The sequence below is a fragment of the Cellulomonas sp. A375-1 genome, assembly GCF_001040865.1.
Lineage (GTDB): Bacteria > Actinomycetota > Actinomycetes > Actinomycetales > Cellulomonadaceae > Cellulomonas > Cellulomonas gelida.
Genome location: NZ_LFKW01000007.1, coordinates 1 through 15877, shown reverse-complemented (window position 1 = coordinate 15877; position 15877 = coordinate 1). Strand labels below are relative to the sequence as shown.

Genomic DNA, 15877 nt, shown 5'->3' with positions numbered 1-15877 from the left:
TCCTGCGGGCCCGTCATCGTGGCGTGGCTCCCTCGCGTCCGGGCCGGGCGCGCGCCCGGGCCTGCCTGCGCACCCGGCGGGGCCGAGCGCGCCCTCATCGTGCCACGCCGCAGGTCGTCGGCCGGTAGTTCCACCCGGTCGCGCGCGCGGCTTCGCCCGGCGTGCACGGCGGACGGTGCGACAATGCCGCCATGAAGGGACGTGTGCTGGTGGTCGACGACGACATCGCGCTCGCCGAGATGATCGGCATCGTGCTGCGGTCGGAGGGGTTCGACCCGGTCTTCTGCGAGGACGGCGACGAGGCGCTGGGCGTGTTCCGGCAGACCCAGCCGGACCTCGTCCTGCTCGACCTCATGCTGCCGGGCAAGGACGGCAACGAGGTGTGCCGACTGATCCGCGCCGAGTCCGGGGTCCCGATCGTCATGCTCACGGCCAAGAGCGACACCGTGGACGTCGTGCTCGGCCTCGAGTCGGGCGCCGACGACTACATCTCCAAGCCGTTCAAGCCCAAGGAGCTCGTCGCCCGCGTCCGTGCGCGCCTGCGTCGGACCGACGAGCCCGCGCCCGAGCACCTGACGATCGGCGACGTCACGATCGACGTCCCGGGGCACCGCGTCGAGCGCGGCGGCCGTCCGGTCTCGCTCACGCCGCTCGAGTTCGACCTGCTCGTCGCGCTCGCGCGCAAGCCGTGGCAGGTGTTCACGCGCGAGGTCCTGCTCGAGAAGGTGTGGGGCTACCGGCACGCCGCCGACACGCGGCTGGTGAACGTCCACGTGCAGCGGCTGCGCAGCAAGATCGAGAACGACCCGGAGCAGCCGGAGATCGTCGTGACCGTGCGCGGAGTCGGTTACAAGGCGGGCGTGACGCCCACGTGACGCTCGTCGTACCCGCCGGGGGGTGCCCGCGGTGCCGCGGCTGAAGGGAACCGGGCGCCTGGTGCGGGCGCGGGCCGGGCGCCGGCTGCGGCGCTGGGCGCACGCGTGGCGCTCGTCGCTGCAGGTCCGCGTCATCACGACGACGCTCGCGATGGGCCTCGTCGCGCTCGGCGCGATCGGGCTGTACGTCGGCGACCGCATGAAGGACGGCCTGTTCACCGGGCGCGTCGAGCAGCTGCTGCTCGAGAGCGCGCGCGGCACCAGCCAGGCGCAGAAGACGTTCGACTCGTCGAACGCGCAGACCGCGCCCGACGTCCAGCGCCTCCTGCAGGACGTCGCCACGGTGCAGGGCTCGGGCGGTGCGGGCGAGCGCGAGGTGTTCCTGCTGCGCGCGCCGGGGGAGTCGTCGGCGGACTCCGTCGGCAACGCCGCGTCCGCGCGCGTGCTGATCCCGTTGGTCAGCCCCGAGCTGCAGCGGGCCACGGCCGAGGGCGGCCAGCGCTGGCAGTCCGTCGCGTGGGAGGTGAGCGGTCGCGTCGAGCCCGCCGTCATGGTCGGCCAGGACGTCAACGTGCCGTTCGCGGGGACCTACCAGCTCTTCTTCCTCTACAGCCTGCAGGCCGAGCAGGACCGGCTCGACTTCCTGCTGCGCACGCTCGCGGCGGCGGCCGTCGCGCTCGTCGCGCTGCTCGGCGGGATGACGTGGCTCGTGACGCGCCAGGCGGTGCGCCCCGTGCGTCGTGCCGCGGAGGTCGCCGAGCGCCTCGCCGACGGTCACCTCGCCGAACGCATGCCGGTGCGGGGCGAGGACGAGATGGCCACGCTCGCCAGCTCGTTCAACGAGATGGCCGCGAGCCTGCAGGACCAGATCCGCCGCATGGAGGAGCTGTCGGCGCTGCAGCGCCGGTTCGTCTCCGACGTGTCGCACGAGCTGCGCACGCCGCTGACGACGATCCGGATGGCCGGCGAGGTCATCCACGCGTCGCGCGACGACTTCGACCCCGCGGTCAAGCGGTCGGCCGAGCTCCTCGCCACGCAGCTCGACCGGTTCGAGGACCTGCTCGCCGACCTGCTCGAGATCAGCCGGTTCGACGCGGGCGCCGCCGTCCTGGACGCCGACTCGCGCGACGTGCGCGACGTGGTGCTGGCCGCCGTGGAGCACACGTTCCCGCTCGCGGGGCGTCGCGGCTCGTGGCTGAGCGTCGAGCTGGCGCAGTCCGAGTGCATCGCGGACATCGACCCGAGGCGCGTCGAGCGCATCCTGCGCAACCTGCTCGTCAACGCGATCGAGCACGCCGAGGGCAGCACCGTGCAGGTCACGGTCGGTGCGGACCGGTACGCCGTCGCGGTCACGGTCCGCGACCACGGCGTCGGTATGACCGCCGAGGAGGCGCTGCACGTCTTCGACCGCTTCTGGCGCGCCGACCCCGCACGCGCGCGCACCACGGGCGGCACGGGGCTAGGGCTGGCGATCTCGCTCGAGGACGCCCACCTGCACGGCGGCTGGCTCGAGGCGTGGGGCAGGCCCGGTCGCGGCGCGTGCTTCCGCCTCACGCTGCCGCGCCGCGCGGGCATCCGGCTGACGGACTCGCCGTTGCCCCTCGTGCCCGACGAGCCCGCGCCGCCCGACCCCGTGACCCAGGTCGTGACCCGCTCGCGCACCGACCCCGCGGCGCTGCCCGACCTCGTCGACGAGCAGCACCCTCCCGACACCCACCAGCGCCAGGAGGTCCGATGAGCACGCCCTGGTCCGGCAGCCGGGCCGCACGCTCGCGGCGTCCGGTGCGCCTCGCGGCGTCCGGGCTGGCCGCGCTCGTCGTGCTCGCGCTCGCGGCGTGCACCTCGATCCCGACGTCCGGCGCGGTACGCGAGGGCGACGGGACGGTGACCGAGAACGGCGACATCGACGTGCTCGCCGAGGGCCCGCGCCCCGGCGCCACGCCGCAGCAGATCGTCGAGGGTTTCCAGCTCGCGGGTGCGGCCGGGTTCGACAGCGAGTTCGCGACCGCGCGGGAGTTCCTCACCGGTCCGGTGAAGCGCACGTGGGAGCCGCTGACCGAGGTGCTCGTCGCGGAGGCGCCGGTCGTCGTCGACACGAGGTCCCGTTCCGTGACCGCGACCGTCCCCCTGGCGGCCCGCGTGGACGCCGACGGGCGCTACACCGAGGCCCCGCAGGGCGCGGACACGGCGGTCACCTACGACCTCGTGCGCGTCCAGGGTGAGTGGCGCATCTCGCTGGCGCCCGACGGGCTCGTGCTGTCCGCGGCGTCCTTCGACAAGCAGTTCCGGTCCACGCCGCTGTACTTCCTGTCCGCGGACGGGGAGTCGCTCGTCCCCGACACCCGCTGGTTCCCCGCGCACAACCTGCAGACCTGGGTCGCGCGCGCTCTGCTCGTCGGCCCGTCGCCGTGGTTGCGCGACGCCGTCACGACGGCGATCCCCGAGGGAGTCCAGCTCCAGGCGGGGACGGTCGTCATCGACGTCTCGGGCTCGGCGCTCGTCCCGCTCGACCCGGCCAACACCCTGCTCAAGGCCGACACGGCGAGCATCGTCGCGCAGTTCGAGGCCTCGCTGATCCAGGTCGCCGGGGTGCGCCGGGTCAAGGTCACGGCCGGTGCGGTGCCGCTCGTCGAGCAGCGGGAGATCCCGCGCGGCGGCCTGCCCGACGGCCCGGTCGAGATGATCCAGGACGACCAGCTCGTCGCGCTCGGTGAGGACGGCCTCACGGCGGTCGACGGGATCGCGCCGCTACCGGCGGGCTCGCGGGCGCTCGCGCGCGACGAGAAGGGTGACCTGCGCGTCATGCTCGACGCGGGCGGCTCGCTCGTGACCGTGCCGCGCGTCGACGCCGAGTCCCGGGTGCTCGTGCCGGGGCCTGCGCTCGTCGCGCCGTCCGTGGACCGGCTCGGCTGGGTGTGGACGGCACGGGCGGGTGAGGGCGTGATCGCGGTCAAGGACGGCGAGGACCCGCTCGTGGTGCCCGCCGAGTGGCTCGAGGGCCGCACGACGGTCGCCGTGCGGATGGCCCGCGACGCGACCCGGCTCGCCGTGGTGTCCCGCGGGGCCGACGGCGTGTGGGTCAACGTGTTCCCGGTCGTGCGCGACGCGCAGGGGACGCCGCAGAAGCTCGGCGAGCCCGTGCGCGTCGGCGCGGTCCTCGAGGACGCGACCGAGGTCGTCTGGCTCGACGAGTCCGTGCTCGGCGTGGTCGGGCGCAGCGACGGCGAGACGCTCCTGGTGCACCGCGTGCCCGTGTTCGGTCCGACGACCGCCGAGCCCGAGGTGCCGGACGTCGAGGCGCTCGCGGGCGGTCGGGTCGTCTACCTCACGACCACCGACGGCGTGCTGCACAAGCTGGTCGGCACGACGTGGGCCACGGTGGCCGACGTCGAGGGCGTGCGCGACCCGAGCTACCCCGGCTGATCCGCCCGCGGCTCGCGCGGCTCCTGTCGGTCGTCGGTGTCGTCTGCGGTGTCCGGGTCGTGCCGGGCACCGTGGAGGTCGACGAACCGCGCGGTCGGCTCCGAGACGTACCAGGACGGCTCGTGCGACTCGTCCTCGTCCGTGCCGGGCGGGACGGGGGCGACGGGTCCGACGGGTCCGACGGGTGCGACGCGTGCGGCGTCGGTCGTGGCACGCCGCGGAACCCGCAGCGGCTGGGTGTCGTCCGGGTCGAACGGGTGGTCGCGCGTCGGCCACACGACGAGGGGCTCGGCCCAGCGGTCGGCGGTGACCGCGAGCCGTCCGCCACCGCTCGGCCGTGCCGGCACGACCGCGGGCGGGACCGAGCCGGGTGGGGCTGAGCCGGGTGGGACCGAGCCGGGTGGGCCGTCCGGGCGCGAACCGTCGGGACGCGGGCGCGGGCGCGTGGGCGGACCCGCGTCGTCCTCGCCGTCCGACGGCGGCATGTCCGCTGGCGTGAAGATCAGCGCGCACAGGTCGCGGTAGGTGGCGTCGGGACGTGCGACCCAGTTGATCTGGCGCAGCGCCTGGTCCTGCCCGGCGGACTCCAGCAGGAACTGCCCGTAGCCGAGCACCTGGCCCAGCACCGACCGCGAGTACCGCATGTCGGTGACCTTCATCAGCGGCATCATGCCGATCTGGTGGGTCACGAGGCCCGTGAGCAGCAGCATCCGCTTGTCGGTCGCGACGAACCACTCGACGCGCCACACCAGCAGCAGCCAGCCGAACCGCAGCAGCGCCGCCACCCACAACCACCACACCACGAGCGCCCGGTCGCCGAGCGACGACTGCAGGACGTAGGTCAGCCACCCGCACACGCAGAACACGACGGACGCCGTCACCGCGGGCTCGACGAGCTTGGCCCAGTGCCAGCGGGCCGCCAGCACGACGCGCTCGCCGGGCAGGACGTACCGGCGCAGCAGCCGGTGGGTCATGACGATGCGCGTGGCGTCGTCCGTCGTCACGTCGTCACCTCCCGTCCGCGTGAGGCCCGCCGTCGGGCGTCGGCGCCGCGCCCGTCAGGACGCCAGGTTGCTGAAGAAGCGCCCGAACCCCGCGAACGCGTCGTAGATGAAGTCCCAGATCGACCGCACGACGTCGGCGGCCTTGTCCGGGTTCTGCACCACGGCGTAGATGAGGAAGATCACGACGATCCACATCAGGATGTTCTTGGCTCTCGCCGGCATCGTCGGCTCCTCCGGGTGGCTCGTCGTCGCGTGGTCAGGTGCTGCTGGTCACCGCCGCCGTCGTCGTCCGGTCGGTCGCCGACGGGCCGTCGCCGGCCCACCGGTCGGCGCACACAGTACAGACCGGCACGTTTCACCCGAAAGCGACACGACGGGCCGGTCGTAAGTGACCCCTCGTCGTCCCCAGGTCGAGGGTGCGCGGCCCGCGGCGGCCGGGTGGACGGCACGATCGCGGGATGGGTCGGGTCGGGCAGGGCACAGGGCGCCGCGCGTCGTGCGAGCGACGTGCGCGGATCGCGGCGGGCCTGCGCGAGGTATGGCACGAGCTCGCGGGTCTCGTCCTGCCCGTGCAGTGCGCGGGCTGCGGCCGGGACGACGAGGCGTGGTGCCCGCCGTGCCGCGCGGCGTTCGACCGCGAGCCGTGGCGCTGCGAGCAGCGCGCGGGCCGGCTCGACCCGCTCGACGCCGCGCCGCTGCCCGTGCTGACGCTCGCGGACTGCGTCGGCGTGGTGCGTGCGGCCGTCATCGCCTGGAAGGACCGCGGGCGCCGCGACCTGACGCGGCCGCTCGTGGCGTGCGCGTCCCGCCTCGGGTCCGCCCTGGTCGTCGGCCCGCCCGGCGTGGCCTCGCTCGCGGCGCTGGTGCCGGGCACGAGCGTGCTCGTCGTCCCCGCGCCGTCGACGCGTGCCGCTCTCCGGCGGCGCGGCTTCGCGCACGTCGACGAGCTCGCGGACGGTGTGGTGGACGGGCTGCGGTCGACGGGACTCGTCGCGCACCGCGCGCGGGTGCTGCTCCGCGACGGCACGGACCAGGTGGGCCTCGGGGTCCGGGACCGCGCACGACTCGGCCGGGTGCGCGTGGCGTCCCGGCACGGAGCGGCCGTCCACGGGCGGCTCGTCGTGCTCGTCGACGACGTGCTCACGAGCGGGGCGACGCTCGCCGCCGCGGCGCGTGCGCTCACCTCGGCCGGCGCGCTGCCCGTGGCGGCCGTGACGCTCGCGTCCACGCCCGGCCCCGGTGCTCTGAACGGGTGATCCCGGGACCTTCAGCCTGACTTCGGCGCGTCCGGCGAGCGCACAGTGGTGATGCGACCTCGGCGGGGTTAGCGTGTCAGTCCGAGCCGACGTCGCACGGGACGGTCCTCGGACCGGCCGGCGCGTGGAGGAGGTGATGCCCGAAGCGGCCCTCTCGAGGGCCACGACCGCAGACACCGGGCGGCGAGCCGCCGCCCCTCACCTCCCAGGAGGCTCACATGGAGATCGTGGTTGCCGGCCGGCGCACCGAGGTGTCCCCGAAGTTTCGGGCGCACCTGACGGACAAGCTCTCGAAGATCGAGCAGCTGGCCCCCCGCGCCCAGCGGATCGACGTCCTCGTCTCGCACGAGACGAACCCCCGGCAGGCGGACAGCTCGGAACGGGTCGAGCTCACCGTCATCGACAAGGGGCCCGTGATCCGCGCCGAGGCGTGCGCCGATGACAGGTATGCAGCACTGGACCTCGCGCTCACCAAGCTCCTCGAGCGCCTGCGACGGACGCGCGACCGTCGCAAGGACCACCGCAACCACACTCCGCTCACGCCGGTCGACGTGCGACCGCCTCAGGAGGAGCCACCCGTGCAAGAGTCCGCCGTCGCAGCCGACGGCACCACCGAGGTCACCCTCGGTGACTCGCCCGTGGTGATCCGGGAGAAGACGCACCAGGCGCTGCCGATGACGATCGACGACGCGCTGTACGAGATGGAGCTGGTCGGGCACGACTTCTTCCTGTTCGTCGACGCGGAGACCGCGCAGCCCGCGGTCGCCTACCGGCGGCGCGGGTGGAGCTACGGCGTGATCAAGCTCGACACCCCGGTGTCTGCGCAGGCGCGGGTCGGGTGACCCGCGCGCCTCGCAGGCGCCACCGCGACTGACGCGCCCGGCCGGTGTCCTTCTCCCGGCCGGGCGTCGTCGTGCCCGGGCCCCGCGCTGCGCCCGGGACCGTCGGCTGCGTGCGGAGTCGGGGCGATGTCGGACCCGGAGGGCAGGATGTCCTCGTGGTCACGCCAACGCGTACGTCGGCACCGACGCCGGTCCCGGTCCCCGAGCGGTACACGCTCGCCCAGGCGCGGCGCATCGCGCTCGCGGCGCAGGGCCTGCACCGGCCGCGCCCGGACGGCCCGATCACGATCCGGCAGGTGCAGCAGGTCATCGACCGGGTGGGCCTGCTGCAGATCGACTCCGTGAACGTCCTCGCGCGTGCGCACCAGGTGCCGCTGTTCTCCCGCCTCGGCCCGTACGACGTCGCGCTGCTCGACCGGGCGGCGTCGCGTGCGCCGCGCCGTCTCATGGAGTCGTGGGCGCACGTGGCCTCCTACGTCCCGCCGACGACGTACCAGCTGCTCGAGTGGCGGCGGCGCGCGGATCGCGAGCGGTACGGCGCCTCAGTCGTCGAGGGTGTGCCGCTGCGGGAGTCCCCTGTGCTCGACGAGGTCCGCACGATGGTCGCCGATCGCGGGCCGGTCACCTCGCAGCAGGCGCACGAGCTGTTCGCCGAGCGCTTCCCGCGCGAGACGGGTGCCTGGGGCTGGAACTGGACCGTGGCCAAGAGCGCGCTCGAGTACCTCTTCTTCGCGGGCGAGGTCGCGGTCGCGGGGCGCACGCCGGCGTTCGAGCGGCGCTACGACCTGACCGAGCGCGTCCTGCCGAGCGACGTGGCCGCTCGGCAGGTGCCGGACGACGAGGAGGCCGTGCGCCGGCTCGTCGAGATCTCGGCCCGCGCGCACGGGATCGGGACGCTGCGCTGCCTGGCCGACTACTTCCGGCTCTCGACCGCCCGCGCCCAGCGCGCGGTGAGCTCGCTCGTCGCGGACGGCGTCCTGGTCCCCGCGCAGGTGGCGGGCTGGGACCGCGAGGTGTACCGGCATGTCGAGGCGCGCGTGCCGCGCCGCGCGACCGGCGCCGCGCTGCTGAGCCCGTTCGACCCGCTCGTCTTCGAACGTCGCAGGCTCGAGGAGCTGTTCGGCCTGCGGTACCGGATCGAGATCTACGTCCCGCAGGCGCAGCGGCAGTGGGGCTACTACGTGCTGCCGTTCCTGCTGGGTGACGCCATCGAGGCGCTCGTCGACCTCAAGGCGGACCGCGCGACCGGCCGGCTCGTCGTGCAGGCCGCGCACCGCGCACCCGGCGCGCGCGACCGGCAGGGGGCGCCGGGCGACGACGAGGTCGCGCGGGCGCTCGCGGACGAGCTCTGGCTCGTGGCGCGATGGACCGGGCTCGACGAGATCACGTTCGGCGCGGACGGCGTCGGCGGGGACCTGGTACCCGCGCTCACCCGGGCGGTGCGACCGTCGGCCGGCCCCGCGGGCACAGCCGGGGCCGTGGGGTGACGCGCCGGTCCGACTTCGTCCTGGTCGCGCTCGCGGGCGTGCTGTGGGGGACCGGTGGGCTGGCGGGCGCCGAGCTCGGCGACGCCGCACGGCTGTCGTCAGGCGCCGTCGCGGACTACCGCCTCCTCGGCGGGGGAGGTGCCCTGCTCGTCGCGCTGGCGGCGCTCGGCCGGCTGCGCGGGCTGCCGCGCTCCCGCCCGGCGGTCACGCGGGTCGTCGCGACCGCGGTGCTCATCGCCGCGTTCGAGGCCGCGTACTTCGAGGCGGTCGAGCGCGCGGGCGTGGCGGTCGCGACGCTCGTCACGCTCGGCACGGCTCCGCTGCTCGTCGCGGGGGTGACGGCGGTGCGGGCCCGGTCGTGGCCGTCGCGGACGACGACGTCGGCGCTCGTGCTGGCGCTGTCCGGGCTCGGGGCGCTCGTGCTCGGTCAGGACCCGAGCCACGCGGTCGACCCGTGGGGCATCACCCTCGCGCTCGTCGCGGCCGCCGCGTTCGCGGGGATCACCGGCGTGAACGCGCAGCCGGTCCCCGGACTGGACGGGCTCGCGGTCACCGCGCTCGCGTTCACCCTCGGCGGACTGCTGCTCGTGCCGTACGCGCTCGCGAGCCCCGGCGGCTTGCAGCTCCCCACCGACGGCGCAGGGTGGGCGTGGCTCGTGTACCTCGCCGTGGTGCCCACGGCGGCCGCCTACAGCGCCTACTTCACGGGCCTGCGCACCGTCCCCGCGACGTCGGCGACGCTGCTCTCGCTGCTCGAGCCGGTGACCGCCGCGGTGCTCGCGGTGGCGCTGCGGGACGAGCACCTGGGGCTCTTCGGGGTGCTCGGAGCGATCTTGCTCGTCTCGGCTGTGGTCGTGCTGCGCCCACGCGCGTCCGCCTCGCCTAGGATGGTCGCGCTCGGCGACGCCGCCGGGCTCCCGCGCCACCCCGCGCCGTCCGAGCCCGGGACATCTACACCAGGAGTCATGCGTGTCAGCGATTCTCGAGAAGGTCCTGCGGCTCGGTGAGGGCCGGATCCTCAAGAAGCTGTCGGGCGTCGCCCAGCAGGTCAACGCCCTGGAGGATGCGTTCGAGTCCCTCACCGACGCGGAGCTCCGCGAGGAGACCGACCGGTTCAAGGCGCGCCTCGCCGAGGGGGAGACGCTCGACGACATCCTCGCGGAGGCCTTCGCGGCCGTGCGTGAGGCGTCGCGGCGCACCCTCGGGCAGCGGCACTTCGACGTCCAGCTCATGGGCGGCGCGGCGCTGCACCTCGGCAACATCGCCGAGATGAAGACCGGTGAGGGCAAGACCCTGGTCGCCACCGCGCCGGCCTACCTGAACGCGCTGACCGGCAAGGGCGTGCACGTCGTCACGGTCAACGACTACCTGGCGAGCTACCAGAGCGAGCTCATGGGCCGCGTCTTCCGCTTCCTGGGCCTGACGACCGGCTGCATCATGGGCACCATGACGCCGGCCGAGCGTCGTGAGCAGTACGCCGCGGACATCACGTACGGCACGAACAACGAGTTCGGCTTCGACTACCTGCGCGACAACATGGCGTGGAGCACGGACGAGCTCGTGCAGCGCGGGCACAACTTCGCGATCGTCGACGAGGTCGACTCGATCCTCATCGACGAGGCCCGTACGCCGCTGATCATCTCGGGCCCGGCGTCCGGCGACGCGAACCGTTGGTACGGCGAGTTCGCCAAGGTCGTACGGCGTCTGCAGGCGGAGCGCGACTACGAGGTCGACGAGAAGAAGCGCACGATCGGCGTCCTCGAGCCCGGGATCGAGCGCGTCGAGGACTACCTCGGCATCGAGAACCTGTACGAGTCGCTCAACACGCCGCTCATCGGGTTCCTCAACAACGCGATCCGCGCCAAGGAGCTGTTCAAGCGCGACAAGGACTACGTCGTGATGAACGGCGAGGTGCTGATCGTCGACGAGCACACCGGCCGCATCCTGCCGGGGCGCCGCTACAACGAGGGCATGCACCAGGCCATCGAGGCCAAGGAGGGCGTGGCGATCAAGGCGGAGAACCAGACGCTCGCCACGATCACGCTCCAGAACTACTTCCGTCTGTACGGCAAGCTCTCGGGCATGACCGGTACGGCCGAGACCGAGGCGGCCGAGTTCCAGGGCACGTACAAGCTCGGTGTCGTCCCGATCCCGACGAACCGTCCGATGCAGCGCATCGACCAGAAGGACCTCGTCTACAAGAGCGAGAGCGGCAAGTTCGACGCGGTCGTCGAGGACATCGTCGAGCGGCACGCGAAGGGCCAGCCGGTGCTCGTCGGCACGACGAGCGTCGAGAAGTCCGAGCTCCTGTCGACCAAGCTCCGCAAGCTCGGCGTCCCGCACGAGGTGCTCAACGCCAAGCAGCACGCGCGTGAGGCGTCGATCGTCGCGCAGGCCGGTCGCAAGGGCGCCGTGACGGTCGCGACGAACATGGCCGGCCGTGGCACGGACATCATGCTCGGCGGCAACGCCGAGTTCATGGCGGTCGCGGACCTCGCCGCGCGCGGGCTGGACCCGGCCGAGAACGCCGACGAGTACGAGGCCGCGTGGCCGGGCGCGCTCGAGAAGGCGCGCGAGGCGGTCAAGGCCGAGCACGACGAGGTCGTCGAGCTGGGCGGGCTCTACGTGCTCGGCACCGAGCGCCACGAGTCGCGCCGCATCGACAACCAGCTGCGCGGTCGTTCCGGCCGTCAGGGCGACCCGGGCGAGTCCCGGTTCTACCTGTCGCTGCAGGACGACCTCATGCGCCTGTTCAACTCGGGCCTCGCGGAGTCGATGATGACGCGCGCGGGCTTCCCCGAGGACCTGCCGCTGGAGTCGAAGATCGTCACGCGCGGCATCCAGTCCGCGCAGTCGCAGGTCGAGGCCCGCAACTTCGAGATCCGCAAGAACGTCCTCAAGTACGACGACGTCATGTCCCGCCAGCGCGAGGTCATCTACGAGCAGCGTCGCCGCGTGCTCGAGGGAGAGGACCTGCACGAGCAGATCCGCCACTTCCGTTCGGACGTGCTCACGGCGTACGTCGAGGGTGCGACCGGCGAGGGGCGCCCGGAGGACTGGGACCTCGACGCCCTGTGGACGGCGCTGCGCGCGGTCTACCCGGTGACGATCACGCCCGAGGACGTCGTCGAGGAGGTCGGTGGCCCCACCCGCCTGACCTCGGACCTCATCCTGCGCGAGCTCGCGTCGGACGCGGACGTGGCCTACGCCGAGCGCGAGGAGCAGATCGGCTCCGAGAACATGCGTCAGCTCGAGCGGCGCGTCACCCTCTCGGTTCTCGACCGCAAGTGGCGTGAGCACCTCTACGAGATGGACTACCTCAAGGAGGGCATCGGCTTGCGCGCGATGGCGCAGCGTGACCCGCTCGTGGAATACCAGCGCGAGGGCTTCCAGCTGTTCAACGCGATGACCGACGCCATCAAGGAGGAGACGGTCGGCTACCTGTACAACCTGCAGGTCCAGGTGCAGACCGACGACGCGCCGGCGGGTGAGGACGCTCCGGTGCTCACGGCCGACTCGGCCGCGGCTGCTGCGGGCAGCGGACCGCGCCTGGTCGCCAAGGGCATCGACGGTCCTGAGCGGCGGGTCCCGCTGCAGTACTCCGCGCCGTCGGTCGACGGCGACACCGGGGTCTCGGCGGATTCGGCGCCCACCGCCGACGAGCCGGGCGCGCCCGCAGCGCCCGCCGCGGGGGATGCGGGCAACCGCGAGGCACGCCGCCGCGCGGCCAAGCAGCAGAAGAAGCGCTGATGGCGCGACTCTGAGCGCGGCCGGTCGGTCGAGCACAGGGCAGCAGAGCGACGAACGCCGCCGACGGGATCTCCCGTCGGCGGCGTTCGTCGTCCCTGGGGGTGTGCGCCGTCAGCCGATCTCGAGCGCGGTGACCCGCCAGGACTGCCGGTGGGCCTCGAGCCGCAGCGCCAGCGCGCGCACGCGGATGCCGTCGTCCACCACGGCGCTCGCCTCGACGACGCGCTCGTCGAGCCGGCACGTCCGCACGTTGCGCACGACGACGGCGCGTCCACCCGACCGCGGTCCCAGGACCCGCGCGGACGCGGTCGCACGCGCGTGCAGGGCGTCGTAGACGCCGGGGGTGAGCCACCGGGCGAGCTGCGCCACGGGCCGACGGCCCACGAGCGACTCGATGCTCGCGAGCGCCAACGAGCCGACGAGCGAGCGGTGGTCGACGGGGACGGCGGCGGGCTGGTCGTCGGCGGCCTCTTGGACGTGCGTGCGGTCGGCGCCGCGGAGCACGGAGATCCGGGTGCGCAGCGTGTGCGCGGGCCGCAGGTCGTGCTCGACGCGGGGCACCGGAGCCAACGCGGGCCCGACCTCGGGCACGGGGCGCACGCGGGGGAGCGCGGCCCGGCGCGGGCGCGGACCCGGTCGAGGACGAGGGTGCGCGAGGCCTGCGGCCAGTGCGTCCTCGAGCGTCGACGTCGCCTCGGCCACCGTGAGCGCGGTCATCGTGCCGTCTCCATCGGGACCTCGAGGGACTGGCCGACGAGCAGCACGTCGGGGTCTGCACCGATCACCGTGCGGTTCGCCTCGTACCAGCGCGGCCACGCCGCGGCGATGGCGGCGTCGCTCGCGCCAGCAGGAAGGTGGGCCGCGGCGATCGACCACAGCGAGTCGCCCTGCCCGACGACGACGCGCGGGGCGACGTCCTCGTCCACGTCGACGAGGCGGTCTCCGTCGTGATCGGGGTCCGTGGACCGCTGCGCCGCGGCGCGCGTCGGGGACGTGGCGGTGACGGTGAGGTCTCCCGGTGCGTCAGCGGTGGCCGGAGCCGTACCGGTCGTCGCGTCACGTCCCTCGTCGGTCGCGTCGAGAGCGGGCGACGGAGCAGAGGACTCCTGCGGGTCGACGCGGGGAGCCTGCTCGGGCGTCGTGACCTGCCACGTGAGGGGCGGCGCTCCGGGGTCCGGTGCCGTCACTCCCGCGACCTCGGGTGCGACACCCGCGTCGCGGCCCTGTGCGGCACGTCCGCCCGCGCCGGGGGCGACGCCGACGAAGCCGTCCGCCCCCGTGTCGGCGCCCGTGCCTGCGTCGGTGCCGGTACCGGCGCCGACGCCGGTCCCCGCAGCGGTGCCCGCGGCGTCGGCGGCCGACGGTCGCCACCCGGTGGTCGCGGTGGAGTCCGCCGCCGTGCTCACTGACGTCGGCTCGACGACCGGAGCCGCCTGTGCACCGGTCGCGACCAACCCGAGCCCCAGGCTCGCCCCGACCGCGCCGGCGACGGCCCGTCGGACGACGACCGGCGCGCACCGCCGCAGCGCGATCTCGCCTGCCCGCCACTGAGCGCCGAGCAGGCGCCCGGCGAGGCAGGCCCACCCGAGGGCGCAGGACGCCGCGAGCCAGGCGGCCGTCACCGCGCCGAGAGTCGCGACGCCTGCGCTGACCAGGTCCTGCACTGCGACCGGGCGGCCGGGGCGCGCCGCGGCCAGGGCGACCGCCGCCAGCACGACGGCCAGCAGCCCGGCGCCGAGCGCTCCCAGCGCCAGCAGCGTCAGCGTGACCAGCCTCCGTTGTCCCGTCCCAACCATCGTTTCCCCCTGCTTAGGTACTGATGATGCCGTTTGATGTCGTTTGAGGCCCCTAGGTCTACCGGGTGCGTGTCCGATCTGTCCAGTCCTGCCCGTCGTCAGGTGAGGAGGTGAGCCGTCCGGCCGGCGAGAAGGCCGGTCGCGTGCGCGCGCACGGCCCTACGGTGGGGCGGTGCGGTGGGAGGCGCTCTTCGCGGACCTGGAGGCGGGGCTCGACGCTGCGGCGGCGCAGGACCTGCGCGACGAGGTCGCCGAGCTCACGCGCGCGGAACGTGCTCAGGTGCGCCTCGCGGACCGGTTGCGGGCTTCACGTGCCACGCCGCTGCGGCTCGTGCTGCGCGACGGTCAGAGCGTCGACGGCGTGGTCGTCGACACGGCGCCGCAATGGGTGCTGCTCGCGCCCGACCCGGTGCGCCGCGCGCTCGTGCCGGTGCCCGCGGTGACCGCCGTCGTCGGGCTCGCGCCGTATGCCGCGCCGTCCGCGGGGGAGGTCGAGCGCAGGCTCGCCCTCGGGCATGCGCTGCGGGCGCTGGCCCGCGACCGGACGGCGGTCCGTGTCGACGCCGACGGCGTCAGCGTGTCAGGCCGGCTCGAGCGTGTCGGTGCCGATCACGTCGACGTCACCCCGATGCACGCGGAGCGTGCGACGGCCGCCTGGACGTTCGCCTTCGACGCGCTCGTCGTCGTCCGCTCGGGCTGACCCGGCGAGGGAACGCGCGGGTCCCGCCCCTGCGGAGCGGGCGGACGCCCGGCGGCCCGCGACCGGGCCCGAGGCGTGGCTCAGTCGGCGCGCTCCGCGTCGTCGTCGAAGCCCGCGCCGCTCGTGATGCGCTCGCGCGTGCGCGCCTTCGCGCGCTGCACGTAGGCCTCGAGGTCGTCCACGCCGACCCGCCAGATGTTGCGTCCGCCCATCTGGAACCCCTCGAGATCCCCGGATGTCACGAGCGTGCGCACCTGCCCGACCGAGACCCCGAGGATCTCGGCGACGTCGGCGAGGGAGAGGTACTGCTGCGGCATGCCCGCAGTCTGGCACGCGGGAGCGCGCGTCTCCGGTTATCCACAATGCTGCGGTTCGCACCCTTTGTCCGCTCGCCTGCGGCAGGATGCGACGCGCTGGACCTCACGACGAAGGAGCCCGCCTGTGGACACCGCCCTGCTCGACCTCCCCGCGCCGACGGCCGCGCGGCTGCGCCGCCCGGGCTGGCGCGACCCTCGCCTGCTGGCGGGGATCGCCCTGGTGGCCGCCGCCGTGGCGCTCGGTGCGTGGGCGGTGCGCTCGGCACAGGCGACGGTCCCGGTGTACGCGACGCGGGCCGTGCTGGTCCCCGGGACGTCGGTCGACGCCGCCGCGCTGGTGGTCGTCGACGTCAGGCTCCCGGAGATCGCGAGCGGGGGCTACCTGTCGGCGCTCGAGCCGTTGCCCGAGGACGTCGTGGCGCTGCGG

At 74.1% G+C, this 15877-nt stretch carries 14 protein-coding genes and 1 pseudogene; 10 read left to right on the top strand and 5 right to left on the bottom strand.

The genetic code is table 11. The features are described from left to right. Positions 1–191 precede the first annotated feature (191 nt). The 3 genes from mtrA to CWIS_RS00690 are packed head-to-tail and all read left to right on the top strand — an operon-like array spanning position 192 to position 4298. Positions 192–875: an MtrAB system response regulator MtrA gene (gene mtrA / locus CWIS_RS00700; RefSeq protein ID WP_048341300.1), complete on the top strand. Its 684-nt coding sequence runs from the start codon at positions 192–194 to the stop codon at positions 873–875. A 31-nt stretch (positions 876–906) separates the two neighbouring features. Beyond that, entirely contained in the window at positions 907–2613 is a 1707-nt protein-coding gene (gene mtrB / locus CWIS_RS00695) for an MtrAB system histidine kinase MtrB (RefSeq protein ID WP_048341305.1), read from the top strand. Next, entirely contained in the window at positions 2610–4298 is a 1689-nt protein-coding gene (locus CWIS_RS00690; protein ID WP_048341299.1) for an LpqB family beta-propeller domain-containing protein, read from the top strand. The genes mtrB and CWIS_RS00690 overlap by 4 nt, the downstream gene beginning before the upstream one ends. On the opposite strand, the gene CWIS_RS17345 is transcribed toward CWIS_RS00690, so the two are convergent. After that, on the bottom strand, positions 4286–5302 hold the full coding sequence (locus tag CWIS_RS17345; protein WP_053071473.1) for a PH domain-containing protein: 1017 nt from the start codon (positions 5300–5302) through the stop codon (positions 4286–4288). The two genes, CWIS_RS00690 and CWIS_RS17345, sit on opposite strands and share 13 nt — an antisense overlap. A 54-nt stretch (positions 5303–5356) precedes the next feature. Further along, a complete protein-coding gene (locus CWIS_RS18540; RefSeq protein ID WP_170210886.1) occupies positions 5357–5524 on the bottom strand; it encodes a hypothetical protein in 168 nt (55 codons plus the stop codon). A 236-nt stretch (positions 5525–5760) separates the two neighbouring features. Between CWIS_RS18540 and CWIS_RS00680 the strand changes: the two genes are divergently transcribed. The 5 genes from CWIS_RS00680 (at position 5761) to secA (ending at position 12637) form a co-directional block, all read left to right on the top strand. After that, positions 5761–6558 carry a ComF family protein gene (locus CWIS_RS00680; protein WP_082156110.1) on the top strand — a complete coding sequence of 266 codons (798 nt, stop codon included), beginning with the start codon at positions 5761–5763 and terminating at the stop codon, positions 6556–6558. Between the two features lie 218 nt (positions 6559–6776). After that, positions 6777–7400: a ribosome hibernation-promoting factor, HPF/YfiA family gene (gene hpf / locus CWIS_RS00675; protein ID WP_048341298.1), complete on the top strand. Its 624-nt coding sequence runs from the start codon at positions 6777–6779 to the stop codon at positions 7398–7400. Positions 7401–7555: 155 nt separating this feature from the next. Then, the gene (locus tag CWIS_RS00670) at positions 7556–8887 is read left to right on the top strand and encodes a winged helix-turn-helix domain-containing protein (RefSeq protein ID WP_048341297.1); all 1332 of its coding nucleotides are present in this window, start codon (positions 7556–7558) and stop codon (positions 8885–8887) included. Beyond that, complete coding sequence (locus CWIS_RS00665) at positions 8884–9894, top strand: DMT family transporter (RefSeq protein ID WP_048341296.1); 1011 nt, start codon at positions 8884–8886, stop codon at positions 9892–9894. The genes CWIS_RS00670 and CWIS_RS00665 overlap by 4 nt, the downstream gene beginning before the upstream one ends. Continuing rightward, a complete protein-coding gene (gene secA, locus CWIS_RS00660) occupies positions 9857–12637 on the top strand; it encodes a preprotein translocase subunit SecA (protein WP_048341295.1) in 2781 nt (926 codons plus the stop codon). Before CWIS_RS00665 ends, secA begins: the two co-directional genes overlap by 38 nt. Positions 12638–12748: 111 nt before the next feature. Here the strand turns inward: secA and CWIS_RS17340 are convergent, their stop codons facing one another. After that, the gene (locus tag CWIS_RS17340; protein WP_053071472.1) at positions 12749–13354 is read right to left on the bottom strand and encodes an Rv3235 family protein; all 606 of its coding nucleotides are present in this window, start codon (positions 13352–13354) and stop codon (positions 12749–12751) included. After that, entirely contained in the window at positions 13351–14433 is a 1083-nt protein-coding gene (locus CWIS_RS00650; protein WP_048341294.1) for a LysM peptidoglycan-binding domain-containing protein, read from the bottom strand. Before CWIS_RS00650 ends, CWIS_RS17340 begins: the two co-directional genes overlap by 4 nt. Positions 14434–14605: 172 nt before the next feature. On the opposite strand from CWIS_RS00650, the gene CWIS_RS18535 reads away from it, so the two are divergent. Then, on the top strand, positions 14606–15133 hold the full coding sequence (locus tag CWIS_RS18535; protein ID WP_048341293.1) for a hypothetical protein: 528 nt from the start codon (positions 14606–14608) through the stop codon (positions 15131–15133). Between the two features lie 80 nt (positions 15134–15213). On the opposite strand, the gene CWIS_RS00640 is transcribed toward CWIS_RS18535, so the two are convergent. Further along, the gene (locus CWIS_RS00640; RefSeq protein WP_048341292.1) at positions 15214–15450 is read right to left on the bottom strand and encodes a helix-turn-helix domain-containing protein; all 237 of its coding nucleotides are present in this window, start codon (positions 15448–15450) and stop codon (positions 15214–15216) included. 124 nt (positions 15451–15574) lie between these two features. Between CWIS_RS00640 and CWIS_RS00635 the strand changes: the two are divergent. Continuing rightward, a pseudogene (locus CWIS_RS00635) lies at positions 15575–15877 on the top strand (hypothetical protein); the annotation flags it as partial.

What these genes read in the sequence shown, in the direction of transcription:
- CWIS_RS17340 (WP_053071472.1), bottom strand. Translation starts at nt 13,354, where the DNA reads ATGACCGCGCTCACGGTGGCCGAGGCGACGTCGACGCTCGAGGACGCA.
- CWIS_RS00690 (WP_048341299.1), top strand. Translation starts at nt 2,610, where the DNA reads ATGAGCACGCCCTGGTCCGGCAGCCGGGCCGCACGCTCGCGGCGTCCG.
- CWIS_RS00680 (WP_082156110.1), top strand. Translation starts at nt 5,761, where the DNA reads ATGGGTCGGGTCGGGCAGGGCACAGGGCGCCGCGCGTCGTGCGAGCGA.
- CWIS_RS00650 (WP_048341294.1), bottom strand. Translation starts at nt 14,433, where the DNA reads ATGGTTGGGACGGGACAACGGAGGCTGGTCACGCTGACGCTGCTGGCG.
- mtrA (WP_048341300.1), top strand. Translation starts at nt 192, where the DNA reads ATGAAGGGACGTGTGCTGGTGGTCGACGACGACATCGCGCTCGCCGAG.
- CWIS_RS00640 (WP_048341292.1), bottom strand. Translation starts at nt 15,450, where the DNA reads ATGCCGCAGCAGTACCTCTCCCTCGCCGACGTCGCCGAGATCCTCGGG.
- CWIS_RS18540 (WP_170210886.1), bottom strand. Translation starts at nt 5,524, where the DNA reads ATGCCGGCGAGAGCCAAGAACATCCTGATGTGGATCGTCGTGATCTTC.
- hpf (WP_048341298.1), top strand. Translation starts at nt 6,777, where the DNA reads ATGGAGATCGTGGTTGCCGGCCGGCGCACCGAGGTGTCCCCGAAGTTT.